Origin of the sequence: Pseudomonas sp. G11 (assembly GCF_029457515.1) — a bacterium.
GTDB lineage: Bacteria > Pseudomonadota > Gammaproteobacteria > Pseudomonadales > Pseudomonadaceae > Aquipseudomonas > Aquipseudomonas gorinensis.
The window spans coordinates 398,463-413,336 of record NZ_CP120377.1; the positions used below are offsets into that span (position 1 = coordinate 398,463).

12 protein-coding genes are annotated in these 14,874 nt (G+C 62.0%); 7 read left to right on the plus strand and 5 right to left on the minus strand.

The genetic code is table 11. From position 1 onward, the window contains the following. Together P2T68_RS01785 and P2T68_RS01790 are read left to right on the plus strand one after the other, a co-directional pair. Positions 1-1,059 carry an HlyD family secretion protein gene (locus P2T68_RS01785; protein ID WP_024072672.1) on the plus strand — a complete coding sequence of 353 codons (1,059 nt, stop codon included), beginning with the start codon at positions 1-3 and terminating at the stop codon, positions 1,057-1,059. Continuing rightward, positions 1,056-2,501 (plus strand): efflux transporter outer membrane subunit, encoded by a 1,446-nt coding sequence (locus P2T68_RS01790; RefSeq protein WP_024072673.1) that lies wholly within the window; start codon positions 1,056-1,058, stop codon positions 2,499-2,501. The genes P2T68_RS01785 and P2T68_RS01790 overlap by 4 nt, the downstream gene beginning before the upstream one ends. Positions 2,502-2,686: 185 nt before the next feature. Here P2T68_RS01790 and P2T68_RS01795 read toward each other — a convergent pair whose 3' ends face one another. The 5 genes from P2T68_RS01795 to P2T68_RS01815 form a co-directional block, all read right to left on the minus strand. Then, a complete protein-coding gene (locus P2T68_RS01795; RefSeq protein WP_081730312.1) occupies positions 2,687-3,358 on the minus strand; it encodes a protein phosphatase 2C domain-containing protein in 672 nt (223 codons plus the stop codon). Further along, positions 3,355-4,038: a hypothetical protein gene (locus P2T68_RS01800; protein WP_081329274.1), complete on the minus strand. Its 684-nt coding sequence runs from the start codon at positions 4,036-4,038 to the stop codon at positions 3,355-3,357. The genes P2T68_RS01795 and P2T68_RS01800 overlap by 4 nt, the downstream gene beginning before the upstream one ends. A gap of 17 nt (positions 4,039-4,055) precedes the next feature. Beyond that, positions 4,056-4,745 (minus strand): hypothetical protein, encoded by a 690-nt coding sequence (locus tag P2T68_RS01805; RefSeq protein WP_024072676.1) that lies wholly within the window; start codon positions 4,743-4,745, stop codon positions 4,056-4,058. Between the two features lie 70 nt (positions 4,746-4,815). After that, positions 4,816-5,520 (minus strand): DUF3142 domain-containing protein, encoded by a 705-nt coding sequence (locus tag P2T68_RS01810; RefSeq protein WP_102625069.1) that lies wholly within the window; start codon positions 5,518-5,520, stop codon positions 4,816-4,818. Further along, positions 5,517-7,679 carry an outer membrane assembly lipoprotein YfiO gene (locus tag P2T68_RS01815; RefSeq protein ID WP_277378942.1) on the minus strand — a complete coding sequence of 721 codons (2,163 nt, stop codon included), beginning with the start codon at positions 7,677-7,679 and terminating at the stop codon, positions 5,517-5,519. Before P2T68_RS01815 ends, P2T68_RS01810 begins: the two co-directional genes overlap by 4 nt. Before the next feature lie 199 nt (positions 7,680-7,878). Between P2T68_RS01815 and P2T68_RS01820 the strand changes: the two genes are divergently transcribed. The 5 genes from P2T68_RS01820 (at position 7,879) to P2T68_RS01840 (ending at position 14,836) form a co-directional block, all read left to right on the plus strand. Continuing rightward, entirely contained in the window at positions 7,879-8,610 is a 732-nt protein-coding gene (locus tag P2T68_RS01820; RefSeq protein WP_223817822.1) for an efflux RND transporter periplasmic adaptor subunit, read from the plus strand. Then, positions 8,607-9,926 (plus strand): HlyD family efflux transporter periplasmic adaptor subunit, encoded by a 1,320-nt coding sequence (locus P2T68_RS01825; RefSeq protein WP_277378943.1) that lies wholly within the window; start codon positions 8,607-8,609, stop codon positions 9,924-9,926. Before P2T68_RS01820 ends, P2T68_RS01825 begins: the two co-directional genes overlap by 4 nt. After that, complete coding sequence (locus P2T68_RS01830; RefSeq protein ID WP_069074969.1) at positions 9,926-12,022, plus strand: efflux RND transporter periplasmic adaptor subunit; 2,097 nt, start codon at positions 9,926-9,928, stop codon at positions 12,020-12,022. Before P2T68_RS01825 ends, P2T68_RS01830 begins: the two co-directional genes overlap by 1 nt. Before the next feature lie 250 nt (positions 12,023-12,272). Next, on the plus strand, positions 12,273-13,886 hold the full coding sequence (locus P2T68_RS01835) for a glycosyltransferase family 39 protein (protein ID WP_168233360.1): 1,614 nt from the start codon (positions 12,273-12,275) through the stop codon (positions 13,884-13,886). 86 nt (positions 13,887-13,972) lie between these two features. Next, entirely contained in the window at positions 13,973-14,836 is an 864-nt protein-coding gene (locus tag P2T68_RS01840) for a sulfotransferase (RefSeq protein WP_024072683.1), read from the plus strand. The last annotated feature ends 38 nt before the right edge of the window (positions 14,837-14,874 follow it).

Here is a 14,874-nt window from a genome sequence, read left to right on the forward strand (position 1 = left end):
ATGAAACGCAAAGACAAAATAGCCGTCTCTGTCATCGCCGTATTCGCCGTCGGCGTGTTGGTGTACCTGGTCGCGCCGGGGCTACTGGGCAACAAGCGCCAGGCCACCAACGACGCCTTCGTTGCCGCCGACTTCACCCTGGTGGCGCCGCGCGTGGCCGGCTTTATCAAGGAGGTGCTGGTGGAAGACAACCAGCGCGTCAAGGCCGGCCAGTTGCTGGCGCTGATCGACGACCGTGATTTTCGCGCCGCCGCCCAGGCCGCCGATGCCGACACTTTGGTCGCCCAGGCCCAGCTGAAAAACGCCAGTGCGACCCTGGAACGTCAAAGCTCGGTGATCGCCCAGGCCCAGGCCACCGTGGCGGCAGACCGTGCCGAAGTGGCCTTCGCCGAACACGAACTGAACCGCTACAACCACCTCGCCGGCGTGGGCGCGGGTACTGTGCAGAACGCCCAGCAAGCCAAGACCCGTATTGACCAGGCCAACGCACGCCTGGCCAGTGCCACGGCGGTGCTGGCGGCCGAACGCAAGCAGGTGGAAATCCTCACGGCCCAGCGCGACGCCGCCGAGGGGGGGCTCAAGCGCGCCCAGGCCGCATTGGAAATGGCCAGCTATCAGCTGTCCTACACGCGCATCGTCGCACCGGTGGATGGCATGGTCGGCGAGCGCGCGGTACGGGTGGGCGCCTATGTGACGCCGGGCAGCAAGATCCTCGCGGTGGTGCCGTTGGCCGAGGCCTACGTGGTGGCCAACTTCCAGGAAACCCAGCTTTACCATATGCACGCTGGCCAAGCCGTGCAGGTACGTGTCGACAGCCTCGACGGCGAGTTGCTCAACGGCCACCTGGAAAGCCTGGCGCCTGCGACCGGGGTGACGTTCGCCTCGGTCAAACCGGATAACGCCACCGGTAACTTCACCAAGGTGGTGCAGCGCATCCCGGTGAAGATCGTCCTCGAACCGAATCAGCCGCTGACCGAGCGCCTGCGGGTCGGCATGTCGGTGGAAGCCAGCGTCGACACCCAGCCGGTCACGCAGCCGCGTGAGGTGGCCCAGCAATGAGATCGTTTGCCTGGCTCACCTTAAGCCTGCTCAGCCTGGGCGCCTGCACCGTCGGCCCGGATTTCCAACGGCCCCAGGGCCCTCACGTCACGCAATGGAATGAGCCCCAAGGTCGTCAGGCCGCCAGCCGCGCAGTCACCGGCCCGCTGGAGGAGCGCTGGTGGGACGTGTTCCACGACGAGCAACTCTCGGCCCTGACGCGTCGTGCCCTCACCGATAACCTCGACCTGAAACTGGCCAGCAGTCGCTTGCAACAAAGTCGCGCGGTGCGCCAGGTGACGACCGCCGAGCGCTACCCCCGTGTCGATGCAACAGGGGCTTACCAGCGCAAACGCAATAGCGGCGAAGGTTTGAACGACCCCTCCGGCGAGAACGGCCGTTCGGCGTTCAACCAATGGGACGCAGGCTTCTCCGCCTCCTGGGAGCTGGATTTCTGGGGGCGGGTCAAACGCGAAACCGAAGCCGCCGACGCCACCCTGCAAGTCGCCGAAAACGACCGTCGCGCCGTCTTGCTGTCGGTGCTGGCCGAGACCGCCCAGGACTACATCCAACTGCGCGGCGTGCAAAATACCCGTGCTGTCACCGAGCAAAACCTCGACGTCGCTCGCCACAGCCTCAAGCTCTCGCAACTGCGCCTGGCCGACGGCGTGGCCACCGACCTGGACGTGGCCGAAGCCGCCGCCCAGGTCGCGGCCATCGAAGCGCGCCTGCCGGATTTGCAACAGCGCCAGGACCAGTTGATCAACGCCCTCAGCCTGTTGATGGGTGAGCCGCCGCAAGCCCTGCATGCGCAATTGTCCAAGGATGCTGCCGTGCCGCAGACCCAACGCCAGGTCGCCATCGGCCTGCCCTCGGAACTCGCCGAGCGCCGCCCGGACATCCGCCAGGCCGAGGCCCGCCTGCACGCCGCGACCGCCAGCATCGGTGTGGCCAAGGGCGACTTTTACCCGCGCATCACCTTGTCCGGCAGCCTCGGCTCCCAGGCCATGCAACTGTCGGATTTCGGCTCCTGGGGCTCCCGTGCGTTTGCCTTCGGCCCGCAATTGAGCCTGCCGCTGTTCAACGGCGGGCGCCTGCAAGGCATGTTGAACCTGCGCGAAGCCCAGCAACAGGAAGCGGCGCTGGCCTATCAGCAAACCGTGCTGCGCGCCTGGCATGAGATCGACGATCAACTGACCCGCTACAACGCCAGCCAACTACGCCGCGACAGCCTGGCCGAAGCCGTGCGCCAGAACCAGATCGCCCTGACCACCGCGCAGCATCAGTACGTCGAGGGCGTGGTGGATTTCGTCAACGTACTCACGGTGCAAAGTGCACTGCTGGCCACGCAGGAGCAGTGGGTGGAGAGTTCTACCGGGGTGTCGTTGGCGATGGTGGGGTTGTATAAAGCGCTGGGTGGGGGCTGGGAGTCGGTGTATCCGCTGGTGCAGGCTCAGCGCTGAAAATTGGACTATCCGATGTAGGACTGTTCGTGATTTTTGCTGCAATCATCTTTGGTAAGCCATGATCGTTAAACTTTCAGGCCGATTATTTCCTGTGAGCTTTTCTGATGTCGGTATCGAAAATCCGCGAAGCCTAGCCCCAGGGCTGATCCTCTGCGCCTTCTTGCCTTGCGTACCTGTTTCTTCTAAGACTGCAAAAGCATGAAGGTGACATCGTCTTCTGTTGAGCAACCGTCCAGGGTTTGCCCTGCAATGGCTTTGAGCTGGTCTGCGGCTGACAGTTCGGCCCAAAATCCATCTGTTGCCAGAATCCAAGTCGTCCCCCTAACCGTTTCCACGGAGTTAACCGCTGGCTCATGGGGCCTGCGATAACTCATGCAGTTGAGCAGTGTTTTGCGGGAGGAGCTTTCGGCGATGACTGCGTGGCTCAGGTCTCCTTTCCAGTTGGGGCCGCAATGGGGTGAAGTTAGCCAAATCATGCGCTGATCTTTTCCCAGATAGCCAAGGCAACAGTCACCAGCGTGGATCGTAATGGCCGTTTGACCCATCACCAGCAACACAAGGTAGCTGGTGGAGGCCAATGGAAAACCTGGGCAAAGGTTTGAGTGCGCCTCTCCCAGTGCGTGGAGTACCCATTCAGTCGCTTTGTCTGGGCATGATGTAACTGTCGGTTCTGCGCGAGAAAACGACTCAAGCAGATAATGAGTCAAGGCTCGCGCCAATTCGCCACTGGCTGGCTTGGAAGTGCCATCAGCGATCACGTGGAGATACGCTCCTGTGCTTTGAGCCGAACCGATGACATCGCGGTTTTCGGTTCTTTCAGTTCCTTGCTGACTGAGGCTCAACTGTAGGATCAAGCGGTCACTCCCAATCCCACGAGCGTCTTCAGGCGCTCGTAAATCAACGTTTCCCGATCAGCGTCCTGAGCGCTGCTTTGGATGACGTCCTGAAACGCTGACAGTCTTATCAATGCGGTGAATTGATTGCTCACGAAATGTCGGAGCTCAAAAGGCGCTCGCTTCACTTCTTCGATAAGTTCTTCCCTGCCGTCCAGCAAAGCGATGATGTCTTCGATGTCATTGGACATCAGTACGTCGTCATGACCTCGGCCCTGATACGCCTGAAGTTTTGCGGCGAGAAACCATGGTGCCGCAAATATCTTGATACGTGTTCCTTTGGGGAGTGTGTAGTCGATGGAGTTTTCTAGCCCGCCGACAAACCACGTATTTGAAAACCCCAATACTTTTGCATCGGTCGGCATGAAATCCACTTTCAAACCGCCGAGTCGTAAACGACAGGTGACGGAGTCCTGGCCGGTATTTTTGAAGCCTCTGGGTTTCAGGTTTTCTTCCAACCGATACCAGTCAGGCGTGCCTGTCAGATGAATGACCAGGTCCACGTCATCCGTGCCGCGAATTGATTCAAGGGTGTATTCGTCGGTGATGAGTAAAACAGTGGTGCATCCGCCGACAAAAGCGACTTGTTCACGCAGCTCATCACCCAACGCCTCAGCGACCTCTTCAAGCATTTGCAGCATCATGGTTCTGTTGGACGTCACAAGATCCACTCCCGCAGCATGGCATCGGCCACCTTGGCTTCGCGCGGCCCGCCAATGCGGATGGCATCGACGAGTGCCAGGAAATGATAAAGCAGCTCATCTTTTTTCACTGCGCCGGGGACGGTCTTATACAAAGGCGTTATTTCTTGGCCTTTGCTCTTTCCATATGCGTCCGGCCAGACGGGAATAAGGTCGCCGCCGCTCATTACTTTTCCCGCCAGGACTGGCGCGGCGAAGGCTGTCGGAATACCGCGAACGATAGGGCCTGGTTTAACCGGGAAAATATAGCGAATGCTGTACGTGACTAAATCAAGCAGTGCCTTGCTTCTTACCAGAGGAATTCCGTCGGTGTGGCTCGTATAGATCAAGCCAATTTCCCTGCAACGATTCAGGGATGAGGAAACCTCTGTTTTGCTTAGGCCCAACGCTGAGGACAGCGATCTCACAGAATAGGTTTGTGAGCTGTGTCCTTCAAAGTCTTCGTCTATTCCATCCCAGCCCCGCCAGTCATCAATTGACGAAAGTTGAACAGTTTCGAAGTTTTGAATGTAATCCGGAAGATTTTGAAACCCGAGGCTCGCGCTCTCTTTTTCCACAGAGAACACTCGTTTTTTTACGCGCTCCCCTTTGGCCTGTAGTCCCAGGCTGATCAGTTTGAACAGGATGACGATGTCTTGACTTTTCATGGGGCTCCAAAAGCGAATGTCCTCTGTCCGCGGACAGAGGACACTTTCTTGCATAGAATTGACACCCCTGTCAACGGTTTTGCAAAAACACCACATACCCCCGAAACCACTCACTCCCCTGCAAATACCCAGGCGCCTCCCACTCCCCACCCTGGATCAAACCGATCTTGAACGGCAGCCCCATCCGGTTCATCCGTGGCAAATACGCCGCGTAATCCGGGATGCTCTGGCGTCCCTGGTACGTCTGCACCACCACTTCGTCCACCACGCCCTTGAGCTGGGCGATGGCGGCGGGGTCGGCGTTGCTGCTCCAGTCCATCAGGCCGGTGATGCTCAGGCGCAGCTCAAAGGGCAGGCGTTGGCGCAGGTCGCGCAGGAAGTCGGCGTATTCGTGCAGGTATTGGGTGCGGGCGTCGAAGTCGATCTGGATGCCGACCACGGGGTTGCCTGCGTCGCGCCAACGTTGTACCTGGCCGAGCAGCTGGGTGTAGATCTGTTCGGGCCAGTGCAGGGTGTGGGCGCGGTAGACCACCCAGACTTCGCCGCGGGTGAGGCGCGGTACGCTGATGCCTTGGGCGATCAGTTGCACACCGCGCTGGGGCGCGCGGCGGGTGGAGTTGATCTGGCCCTGGAGGATGTACAGGGTCTTGGCCTGCTTGAGTACCGGCTGTGGCGTGACGCCGCTCCACAGCCAGAAGGCGTCATAGTCACGGGCATCGACGGCGCCGAATGCCGGGCTTGCCAGCAACAGCAGGCCCAGCCACAGGCGTTTCACCAGTAGTACTGCAGCGATTTGCCCCACTGGGTGTCGGCGAAACCACTTTTCAGCTGGCGGAACCAGGCTTTGCGCACGGCGGGTTCGACGTCCTGGCCGCCGCAACTGTTGTAGCCGGCCGGCGCGTAGCAGTTGATGGCGCGGAACAGCGCGTAGGCCTTGTCGTTTTTGGGCGCCTTGGCGTTGCCGATGACCTGCTTGTAACCGTCGAGCCGCGAGAAGGTTTCACCCTTGAAGTCTGAGGCGGTGCTGCCCAGGCTGCCGGCCGCGCGGGCCTGCTCCAGAGGCATGCCGTCCAGGCCGTTGCGCAGGATGAATTCGCCGAAGCAGTTCAGGGCCTGGGGGTTCTTCGCCTCGGTCTGCAAGGTCGCTGCGGTTTGCGCGATGCTCGGGCAGGCGTAGCCGGATTCGGCCTTGTCGCCGTTCCACTGGAACAGCTTAAGCGTCTGGCTGGCGCTGTAGACATAACCCAGGCTGGTGCCCAGCTTGTCCTCGGGGGCCTGGGCCGGCAGTTGCTTGAGGTCCTCGGCGAACGTGGCGAACTGGCCGTGCAGCAAGTCTTTGTAGAGCAGCACGAATTGCGCGGTCTGGCGTTCCAGCGGATCGCTGGCCTGGGCGATCTGCTGGCGCAGCAATTCAGGCCCGGCGACGTTGCGCAGCAGGATGTAGCGCACCTGCCTGGCACTGATCGGCGAATCGCTGGCGAACACCTTGGCCAACTGGCCGCTGCGCTCGTAGTTCATGGCCAGTGCCAACTCCAGCTGGTCGCGTTGCAGCGGCAGTTTTGCCAGTGGCAACAGTTGCAGCCACAAGGCCTCGGCGCCTTTCCAGTCTTGCTTGGCTTCCAGGGCCAGGGCGCGCAGGGTCTGCTGGCTGAAGGCGAAGTAGTTCAGGTTCGACGGCACGCTCTGCGGCAACTGCTTCAAGGCGGCGTCCGGTTGATGCTCGATGTACAGCGCGCACACTGCCAGCAAGTACTCATAGAGCGCTGGCTCGCTGGCGAACGCGGCCTTTTGCTTCTCGAGGTCTGCGCGGCTGAGGGCCGGCTGGTTGCCGCCGCGCATCACCATCAGGTCGCTGACGAGCTGGATCATCGGGGTCTTGACGGTATCGCTGTTGACCATCAACAGCTTGAGGTCGGCTTCTTCTACCAGCTCATCCTCAGACACATTGCGCTGCTCGTCGGTGGCCGTCAGTGCCCAGGCGAACGCGTCGGCGAGCTTGGTGTTGTCGTCGGCCAGCCAGTACACCCGGCGCAGCAGCCCGTGGGCCGAGGCCGCGTATTCGCCCTGTGGATAAGTCTTCAGGTAGGCGTTGAAGCCCTGCTCGGCCGTGGCCAGTGCGGGCTTATCCACACGGTCCAGGTGCGGCACGCCGTCTTCGTCATAGGTGTCGGCCTGGGCCTGGTTGAGCGCTGTGCGGGCGGTCATGTACAGCGCGGCTTCCTTCAACCACGGCGATTGGGCATTGCCGATGCCAGCAAAGCCTTGCGCGGCCTCGGCGAAGCGGCCGCTGTAGAAATCAGCGGCGGCTTGCAGGTAGGTGCGAAACAGTTGGCCGTCGGCGGACTGGATCTGCTGCGGCTCGGCGATCACCGGGCCATCCCAGGTGCAGGTGGTGAGCAGTTGCAGTCGCGCTTTGGCCAGCAGCGCGCGCTCGGTCGCCGGTATGTCGGCCTTGACCACTTGGCGGATAAACGCCGTGGCGCTGTCATCGTCGTTGCTGCGGCAGCGGCTGCCCTCGCCACTGAGGAACGCTTCGCCGGCGGTTTTATACTCCTCGCGCTTGACCCCCAGGGAAGTCAGCAGGGTGTCGAGCTCGGCGGTAGGCGAATCGTCCGAGTCGGGCTCAGTCTCTGCGCTGGAGGCAGCGGCCAGGCGATACACCGGAAACGGCACCGGGCCGAAACCCTGGGACAGGTCATCTTCGCTCAGCGCCTTGGGCGCCAACGGCGCGGCCTTTTTGTCAGCCAGCAGCAGGCGCAGGTTGGCCCGGCTGTCATTGCCTGGGCTGAGGAACGGCAGGTTGTTGCACGGGTCCAGGCTGTCACGCGAGACCCGCCAGTCGGGGTAGCACGAATCGTCGGAGCTGGCCTGGGCCTGTAGGGAAATACCGGCCAGCAGAGCCAGTGCCAGGGGTGACAGAAAACCGATGCGCATGACGTGTCCTTGATCCTGAATCCTTGGGGGTGGCAATCATAGCGTGATCCGACAAAAGCATCGGTGAAGCCCTACACAAATTACTGACTTATCCGATTGGGGCGGTGGCAATTTAACCATGCTGACATAGACTGCAATCATGGTCAGGGAGGATCGTATGGAGCGGTTACGAAGAGGGACGTTGAGTTTTATCTGCCTGATGGGCGTTGCGCCGATGGTCATGGCGGACGATCCGTTGTTGGACCACCCGCTTGCGGCGTCGACCAGCGCCTCCAGTGACGCCCGGGGTGTGCTGCGCGCTCGCGACCAGGCGGTGCTGGCCAGCGAATTGTCGGGGCGCATTGTTGAACTGCCTTTCAGCGAAGGCGAGTCGTTCAAGAAGGGCGACACCCTGGCGCGTTTCGATTGCTCGGCCTATCAGGCTCAATTGAACGCCGCCCAGGCTGCCAGCCGGGGTGCCAGTGAAGAACTGGCCCACAACAAACAACTGGCGGCGCTCAACTCCGTCGGGCGTTTTGAAGTGGCCCGCGCCGAAGCCAAGCTCACTGAAACCCAGGCCCAATCCCAGGTTTACCAAGTGCAGGTCAAGCGCTGCAGCGTGCTGGCGCCGTATGACGGCCAAGTGGTGCAGCGCAAGGTCCAACGCTATGAAAGCGTCTCGGCGGGGGCGCCGTTGCTGGAAATAGTCGACAACCACAGCCTGGAAATTCACCTGCTGGTGCCGTCGCGCTGGATGGGCAAACTCAAGCCGGGCCAGACGTTCAATTTCACCCCCGATGAAACCGGCCAGGCGTTCACCGCCACGGTCAAACGCCTCGGCGCGCGCATCGATGAGGGGAGCCAGACGCTGCTGCTGGTCGCCACCTTACCCAATGCCAGCGGGCTGCTGGCGGGCATGAGTGGCACGGCCCATTTTGCGCAATTGCAATGAACGCACCGATGCCGGGCCACGCTGAGCGCGTATTTGCGCAGTTTCTCGACCTTGAACGCCAGACCCGTGCCGCGCGTACTATCGAGCAACTGGCCTACAGCCTGGTCAACGACAGCCAGCCCCTGTTCGGCTATCGCCACACCGCGCTGTTGATCGCCGGCAAAGTGAGGGCGGTGACGGCGGTGAGCAGCGTCGATTCGAATGCGCCGTTCGTGGCGTTTGTCGAGCAGGCGGTGGCGCAGTTGCACAAACTGGCGTTGAGCCAGACTGCGCGGGTGGTCCTGGCTGAGCAATTAAGTGGCGGGGTGCAAGCCGATTGGCAGAGCCTGTCCGCCGGGCACGTGTTCTGGCTGCCGTTGATGGATCCCCAGGGCCGGGTGTTCGGCGGCCTGTGGCTGGCGCGGGATACCCCGTGGAGCCCGGCCGAACAAGTGCTGCTGGCGCATTTTGGCGACACCTGCAGCCATGCCTGGCACGCGTTGCAGCCACGCCAGCCGTGGCGCCTGCGCCTGACCCGTAAACGCTGGATAGCGGTGCTGGTGGCGTTGTTGCTGATGCTGTTGATCCCGGTGCGCCAATCGGTGCTGGCGCCCGCCGAAGTGGTGCCGCAGGCCGGGCAAGTGGTGGCGGCGCCGCTGGATGGCGTCATCGCCGAGTTTTTGGTCAAGCCCAATCAGTCGGTAAAAACCGGCGACTTGTTGCTGCGCTTCGAAAGCACCACGCTGACGGCGCAGGCCGATGTGGCGGCGCGTGCTCTGGGTGTCGCTGAAGCGGAGCTCAAGGCCAATTCCCAGCGCGCCTTTGCCGATGCCGAATCCAGTTCGAAGATCGACCTGCTGGCGGCCCGCGTCGAGCAAAAACGCGCCGAACGCGACTATGCGCGTGAACTGCTCAAACGCAGCGAAGTGCGTGCCGAGCGCGACGGTATCGCTGTATTCGCTGATGCTGACCGCTGGACCGGCAAACCGGTGCAGACCGGCGAGCGCTTGTTGCAGATTGCCAACCCTGCCCAGGCGGAATTGCGCATTGAGCTGGCGGTGGGCGATGCCATTGCCTTGGCGCCCAATGCCCAGGTAGCGCTGTTCCTCGACAGTGACCCACTGCAACGCCATCTCGCCACCCTGCAACGTGCCGCCTATGAAGCGCAGCCCACGCCGGGCGGGCAATTGGCCTATCGCCTCGATGCACAATTCGATGGCGCGCCACCGCGTATCGGCCTGCGCGGTACGGCGAAGCTGTATGGCGGCCGCGCGCCGCTGGCCCTGTACCTGCTGCGTCGGCCGTTGGCGGGCCTGCGCCAGAGCGTCGGCCTCTGATGAACCTGCCCACACTGCGCGAAGACCTGCAACTGTCCAGTGCCGGCGCGGCGCTGGACGGTTCGCCACGCTGGACCCTGGCCGACCCGGTGCGCGGGCGCTATTTCAAACTCGGCGCCACCGCCATTCGTTTGCTGCGGCACTGGTCCCTGGGCGATCCAGAGAAAGTCCTGCAAGCCGCCAACCGTGAACCGGGTTTGCCCCTGGGCATCAGCGAAGTGGAGGAGCTGCTGAGCTTTTTGCGCGCCCATGACCTGATCACCGGCCTTGATCCGCAGCAGCGCGCCAGTTACCTCTATAAAGCGGCCGCACAAAAGCAGAGCCTGTGGCAGGTGTTGCTGCATCAGTACCTGTTTTTCCGCATTCCGCTGTGGCGTCCGGACGCTTTTCTCAACCGGACATGGCCCTGGCTGGCGCGCTTCGGTCCGGGCTTGCTGCGGTACGGCCTGCCGGCAGTTCTGGGCCTGGGCGTGTTTTTGGTCGCGCGCGACTGGCAGCGCTTTCTGGCGACGTTCCCGCACTTGTTCAGCCTCGGCGGCGCCTTGGCGTTTGGGGTGGTGTTGTGCTTCGCCAAGTTGTGCCATGAGTTCGGCCATGCCTATATGGCCAAACGCGCTGGCTGTCGGGTTCAGAGCATGGGTGTGGCGTTCATGGTGCTGTTGCCGATGTTCTACACCGATGTGAGCGACGCCTGGCGGGTCAATGATCGCCGTGCGCGGTTGATGATCGGTGCCGGCGGGGTGATGGCCGAGTTGCTGCTGGCTTGTATCGCCTTGCTTGCCTGGGCGCTGCTGCCGGATGGCCCGGCGCGCACCGCGGCGTTCATGTTGGCCAGTGCCACGTGGCTGACGACATTGGCGATCAACCTCAACCCGTTCATGCGTTTTGATGGCTACTTCTTGATCAGCGATTTATGGGGGGTGGATAACCTGCAAGGCCGCGCCTTTGCCCTGTGCCGTTGGCGCCTGCGTGAACTGTTGTTCGGGTATGGCGAGCCGGCGCCGGAGCCGTGGTCGCCGACGATGCAACGACGCTTGTTGGCGTGGGGCTACCTGGCATGGCTGTGGCGGGCGGCGCTGTTTCTGGGGATTGCCCTGGCGGTGTATCACCTGTTCTTCAAACTGCTCGGGATCTTCCTGATGCTGGTGGAGTTGGTCTGGTTCATCTTCCTGCCGATCTTCAAGGAATGGCGCGAATGGTGGAGTCGTCGCAGCCAGGCCCATGCGCCGCGTGTGCTGTTGAGCAGCCTGGGGTTGGTGTTGATCGGGCTGGCGCTGGTGGTGCCGTGGCGCAGCGCCGTCGAGCTGCCGGCCATGCTCGAAGCCGGGCGCGCCAGCGCGTTGCACGCGCCGGTGGCCGCGCGGGTCAAGCAGTTGCGGGTGGCGGATGGGCAAACCGTCACCCAGGGCCAGGTCTTGTACGAACTGGAGTCACCGGATTTGGACGCGCGGCAAAGCATCGTGCGCCGTGAAGTGGAGATTTTGCAGCTGCAGATGCGCCGCCAGGCCGGGCGCAGTGAAACGGCTGCGGATGCCGGGATCAACGATCAGCGTCTGTCCCAGGCCCTGGCCGAATACCGTGGGCTGGCCGCCCAGCGCGAACGCCTGCTGTTGCGCGCGCCCCATGCTGGCAGGGTGCGCGATGTGCTGCCGCAATTGAGCGTGGGCCGTTGGCTGTCGCCCAAGGACTCACTGGCCCAAGTGGTGGAAGAGGGCGCACGCCTGCGCGGTTACCTGGCCGAGGCCGAACTGTGGCGGGTGGCGCCGGGTTCCACTGGACGGTTTATCGCCGATGACCCGATGCACGTGGCCATCCCGGTGGTATTGACCGACATCGACGCCAACGGCGTGGCCTATCTGGACCAGGAGGCACTGACCTCCGATCACCATGGGCCAATTGCCGTGCGCCGCGACGAAAATCAGCGACCGGAGCCGGTACAGGCTCAATACGGTGCGCGACTGAAAAGCGTTGAAACGATCCCTACCCCCCATCAACCGCTGCGCGGAGTGGTGATGCTGCAAGGGCGCAGTGAGTCGGTACTGGGCGTGGCCTGGCGACGGGCGGCAGCGCTGGGGGTACGGGAAAGTGGGTTCTGACAAGCGTCAGGAGGACGCCAGCCGCGTAGCGGTAAGCCGCATAAACCGTTGAAACCCCATGTGCGCCGGGCCTTTGCGCAACATCCCGAAGAGTGTGGGCAGGCAGGATGGTCAGGTGACCCCCAGCCGGTAACACAACGCCTGGCGGGTGCAAAACAGCAAGCGAAACCGAGGCTTTTGTCCTAGAGTGGCGCTTGTTTGCGCATGCGCAGGGTTTGCCTTGAAAAGAGGCAGTTTCAGAGGAATTGAGGTGCGACGGTCCGTGGTAGAACAAGACGACAAAGTTGGGGTTTTTCCCGCAGTCAGTCGCCTCTCGGCTGCCTGGGCGGGTGCCGGTTGGCTCAGCCGGCTATGGTGGGTGCCGATTCTGGCGCTGGCCATGGCCGTACGTTTTTATGGCCTGACAGCAGCGGCGATCTGGGGTGACGAAGGTTCGAGCCTGCTGCTCAGCGAATACGCGGTAGACGACCTGTGGTTCCACGCGGCCCATGATGTGCACCCCCCGTTGTATTTTTTCATGCTGCGCGGCTGGATCGGCCTGTTTGGCGACGGCATCTGGTCGATTCGCGGCATGAGCGCGATTCCCGGCGTGGTCGCGGTGGGCCTGGGTATCTGGCTGACGCGGCTACTGTCCACCTATCGTGCCGCCGTGCTGGCGGGTGTGCTGCTGGCGCTGTACCCCACTGCCGTGCGATACAGCCAGGAAGTGCGTATGTACTCGCTGCTGGCCGTGTGGCTGCTGGCTGCGACGCTGGCGCTGGTGTATTGGGTACGCCGCCCCGAGCGCACGCGCTACCTGGCGGCCTATGTGCTGCTGATGGCGGCCGGTTTCTATACCCATTACTTCATGGCCTTGTGTGTAATGGTGCATTGGGCCTACCTGGGGTTGTTGTACTCGTCCCAGGCACCTGGCCGACGGTTGCTCCTGCGCCCAGCGTGGTGGTGCGCCAATGTCCTGATTGTGGTGCTGTACTTGCCCTGGTTGCCCAACCTGGTGGACCTGGTGCAGCACGTCGAACAGCTCAAGACCGGGGGGGATATCGGCTGGGAAGACCCGGTCACGCTGATCTCCGTCCCGTCGATGATCTGGCAGTTCATGCTCCAGGACGAGGGCATCGGTTTCTGGGCACCATTGTTCTGGTCGTTCCCGCTGCTACTGATCGCCGTCGTGGGGGTGACCGCCTGGCGTGATCGCGAAGCCCATCGGCCGGCCTGCCTGCTGGCGCTATTCTTCCTGCTGCCGCTGTTGCTGGTGTATGCGGTATCGTTTATTTCCCCGGTGTTCATCGAGCGCTACCTCACGGCGTATGCCCTTGGCTTGCCGATCATGGTGGCCCTGGCCATCGACCGCCTGCCCAAACGCCTGTCACGCTGGGGCGCCGCGTTCCTGGTGCTGTTTATCAGCGTGGAACTGCTGGGGCTGAAGAGCAATGCAACCGTGGACGACCGCGATAATTTCAACGTGCCGGTGGAGTTCGTCAACCGTAACTATCAGGAAGGCGACCGCATCGTCCTTAGCGACATGCTGTGGTACTTGAGCTACGTGTATTACGACCAGACTGACGCCCAATTGCAGCTCTATACCCCGCCCAAACCGGATGGCACGTCGACCCGGCCTAACGCGTATGGCTTCGGTACGCTGGTGGACCAGGACGGCGGGCGTATCTACCTCGATAGTCTGTCGGCTTTACCGGCGGATACGCGCCGCGTCTGGCTGATCAGCAGCACTGATTTGCCGGACGATTTCGCGCCGATTCCCACCGATTGGCGCGAACTTTTGCGCCAGGATGGCGGTGGAGCCAGGGCACGCCTGTTCGTGCTTTGCCGCGGGCCAGAGCCTTCGCAGCCGGAGGGCTGTCGCTAATCGCGAATTGGCATTGAGAAAATGCCGAAATAGTGGCAAATGAACACTAGTTGACCCTGCAATCCTCTACTACGCTTCCACCATAAATGGATTTGTCCTACAAAGTGGTGAAAGGATTGCAGTATCACTTTATCTCCGGTCTGCCGCGTTCCGGCTCGACCTTGCTCTCTGCAATCCTGTTGCAGAACCCACGCTTTCGCGCCGGCATGAGCAGTCCCATAGGGTCGTTGTTCAATGGTGTGCTGGCGCAGTGCAGCGCCGGCAGCGAGTTTGGCTCGGTCATTGATCCGGACACCCGCCGCCGCCTGTTGCGCGGCTTGTTCGATGCTTATTACGGCGACAAACCCTCCACCCCGGTGGTGTTCGACACCAACCGCCAGTGGTGCGCGCGCATGCCCGCCCTGCATGACCTGTTTCCCCAGGCCAAGGTCATTGCCTGTGTGCGCAACGTGGCGTGGATCATGGACAGCCTGGAACGCCTCTATCGCGCCAATCCGTTCGAGAACACCAAGCTGTTCAACGACGACATCGAGCGCAACACCGTATACAGCCGTGTCGAAACCCTGGGCCAGCGCAATCGCCTCGTGGGCTATGCCTGGTCGGCCCTCAAAGAGGCGTACTACGGTGAAAACGCCGGGTCCATGTTGATCGTCGACTACGACCTGCTATCCCAGGCGCCCGAGCGCGTGATGCGGCTGGTCTACGAATTTATCGAGCAGCCGTGGTTCGAGCATGACTTCGACAACCTCAGCTATGACGCGCCGGACTTCGACGAGGCTCTGGGCGTCAGCGGGTTGCATCGGGTCAAGCCCAAGGTCGCTTTGCAGCCTCGGCGTACGATCCTGCCGCCGGACCTCTTCGAGCAGTTTGCGCATATGGATTTCTGGCGGGATGGCAGCCTGAGCGCCGCCAATGTAATTCGCACCAAAGCCGATGCCGCGATCGGCTGATCGCGGTTTTTTTCATTGCGGGTATCAGCATTCGACAA

Coding starts and splice junctions, on each gene's coding strand:
- P2T68_RS01785 (WP_024072672.1), top strand. CDS start 1: ATGAAACGCAAAGACAAAATAGCCGTCTCTGTCATCGCCGTATTCGCC.
- P2T68_RS01790 (WP_024072673.1), top strand. CDS start 1,056: ATGAGATCGTTTGCCTGGCTCACCTTAAGCCTGCTCAGCCTGGGCGCC.
- P2T68_RS01800 (WP_081329274.1), bottom strand. CDS start 4,038: ATGCTGCAAATGCTTGAAGAGGTCGCTGAGGCGTTGGGTGATGAGCTG.
- P2T68_RS01805 (WP_024072676.1), bottom strand. CDS start 4,745: ATGAAAAGTCAAGACATCGTCATCCTGTTCAAACTGATCAGCCTGGGA.
- P2T68_RS01815 (WP_277378942.1), bottom strand. CDS start 7,679: ATGCGCATCGGTTTTCTGTCACCCCTGGCACTGGCTCTGCTGGCCGGT.
- P2T68_RS01820 (WP_223817822.1), top strand. CDS start 7,879: ATGGGCGTTGCGCCGATGGTCATGGCGGACGATCCGTTGTTGGACCAC.
- P2T68_RS01825 (WP_277378943.1), top strand. CDS start 8,607: ATGAACGCACCGATGCCGGGCCACGCTGAGCGCGTATTTGCGCAGTTT.
- P2T68_RS01830 (WP_069074969.1), top strand. CDS start 9,926: ATGAACCTGCCCACACTGCGCGAAGACCTGCAACTGTCCAGTGCCGGC.
- P2T68_RS01840 (WP_024072683.1), top strand. CDS start 13,973: ATGGATTTGTCCTACAAAGTGGTGAAAGGATTGCAGTATCACTTTATC.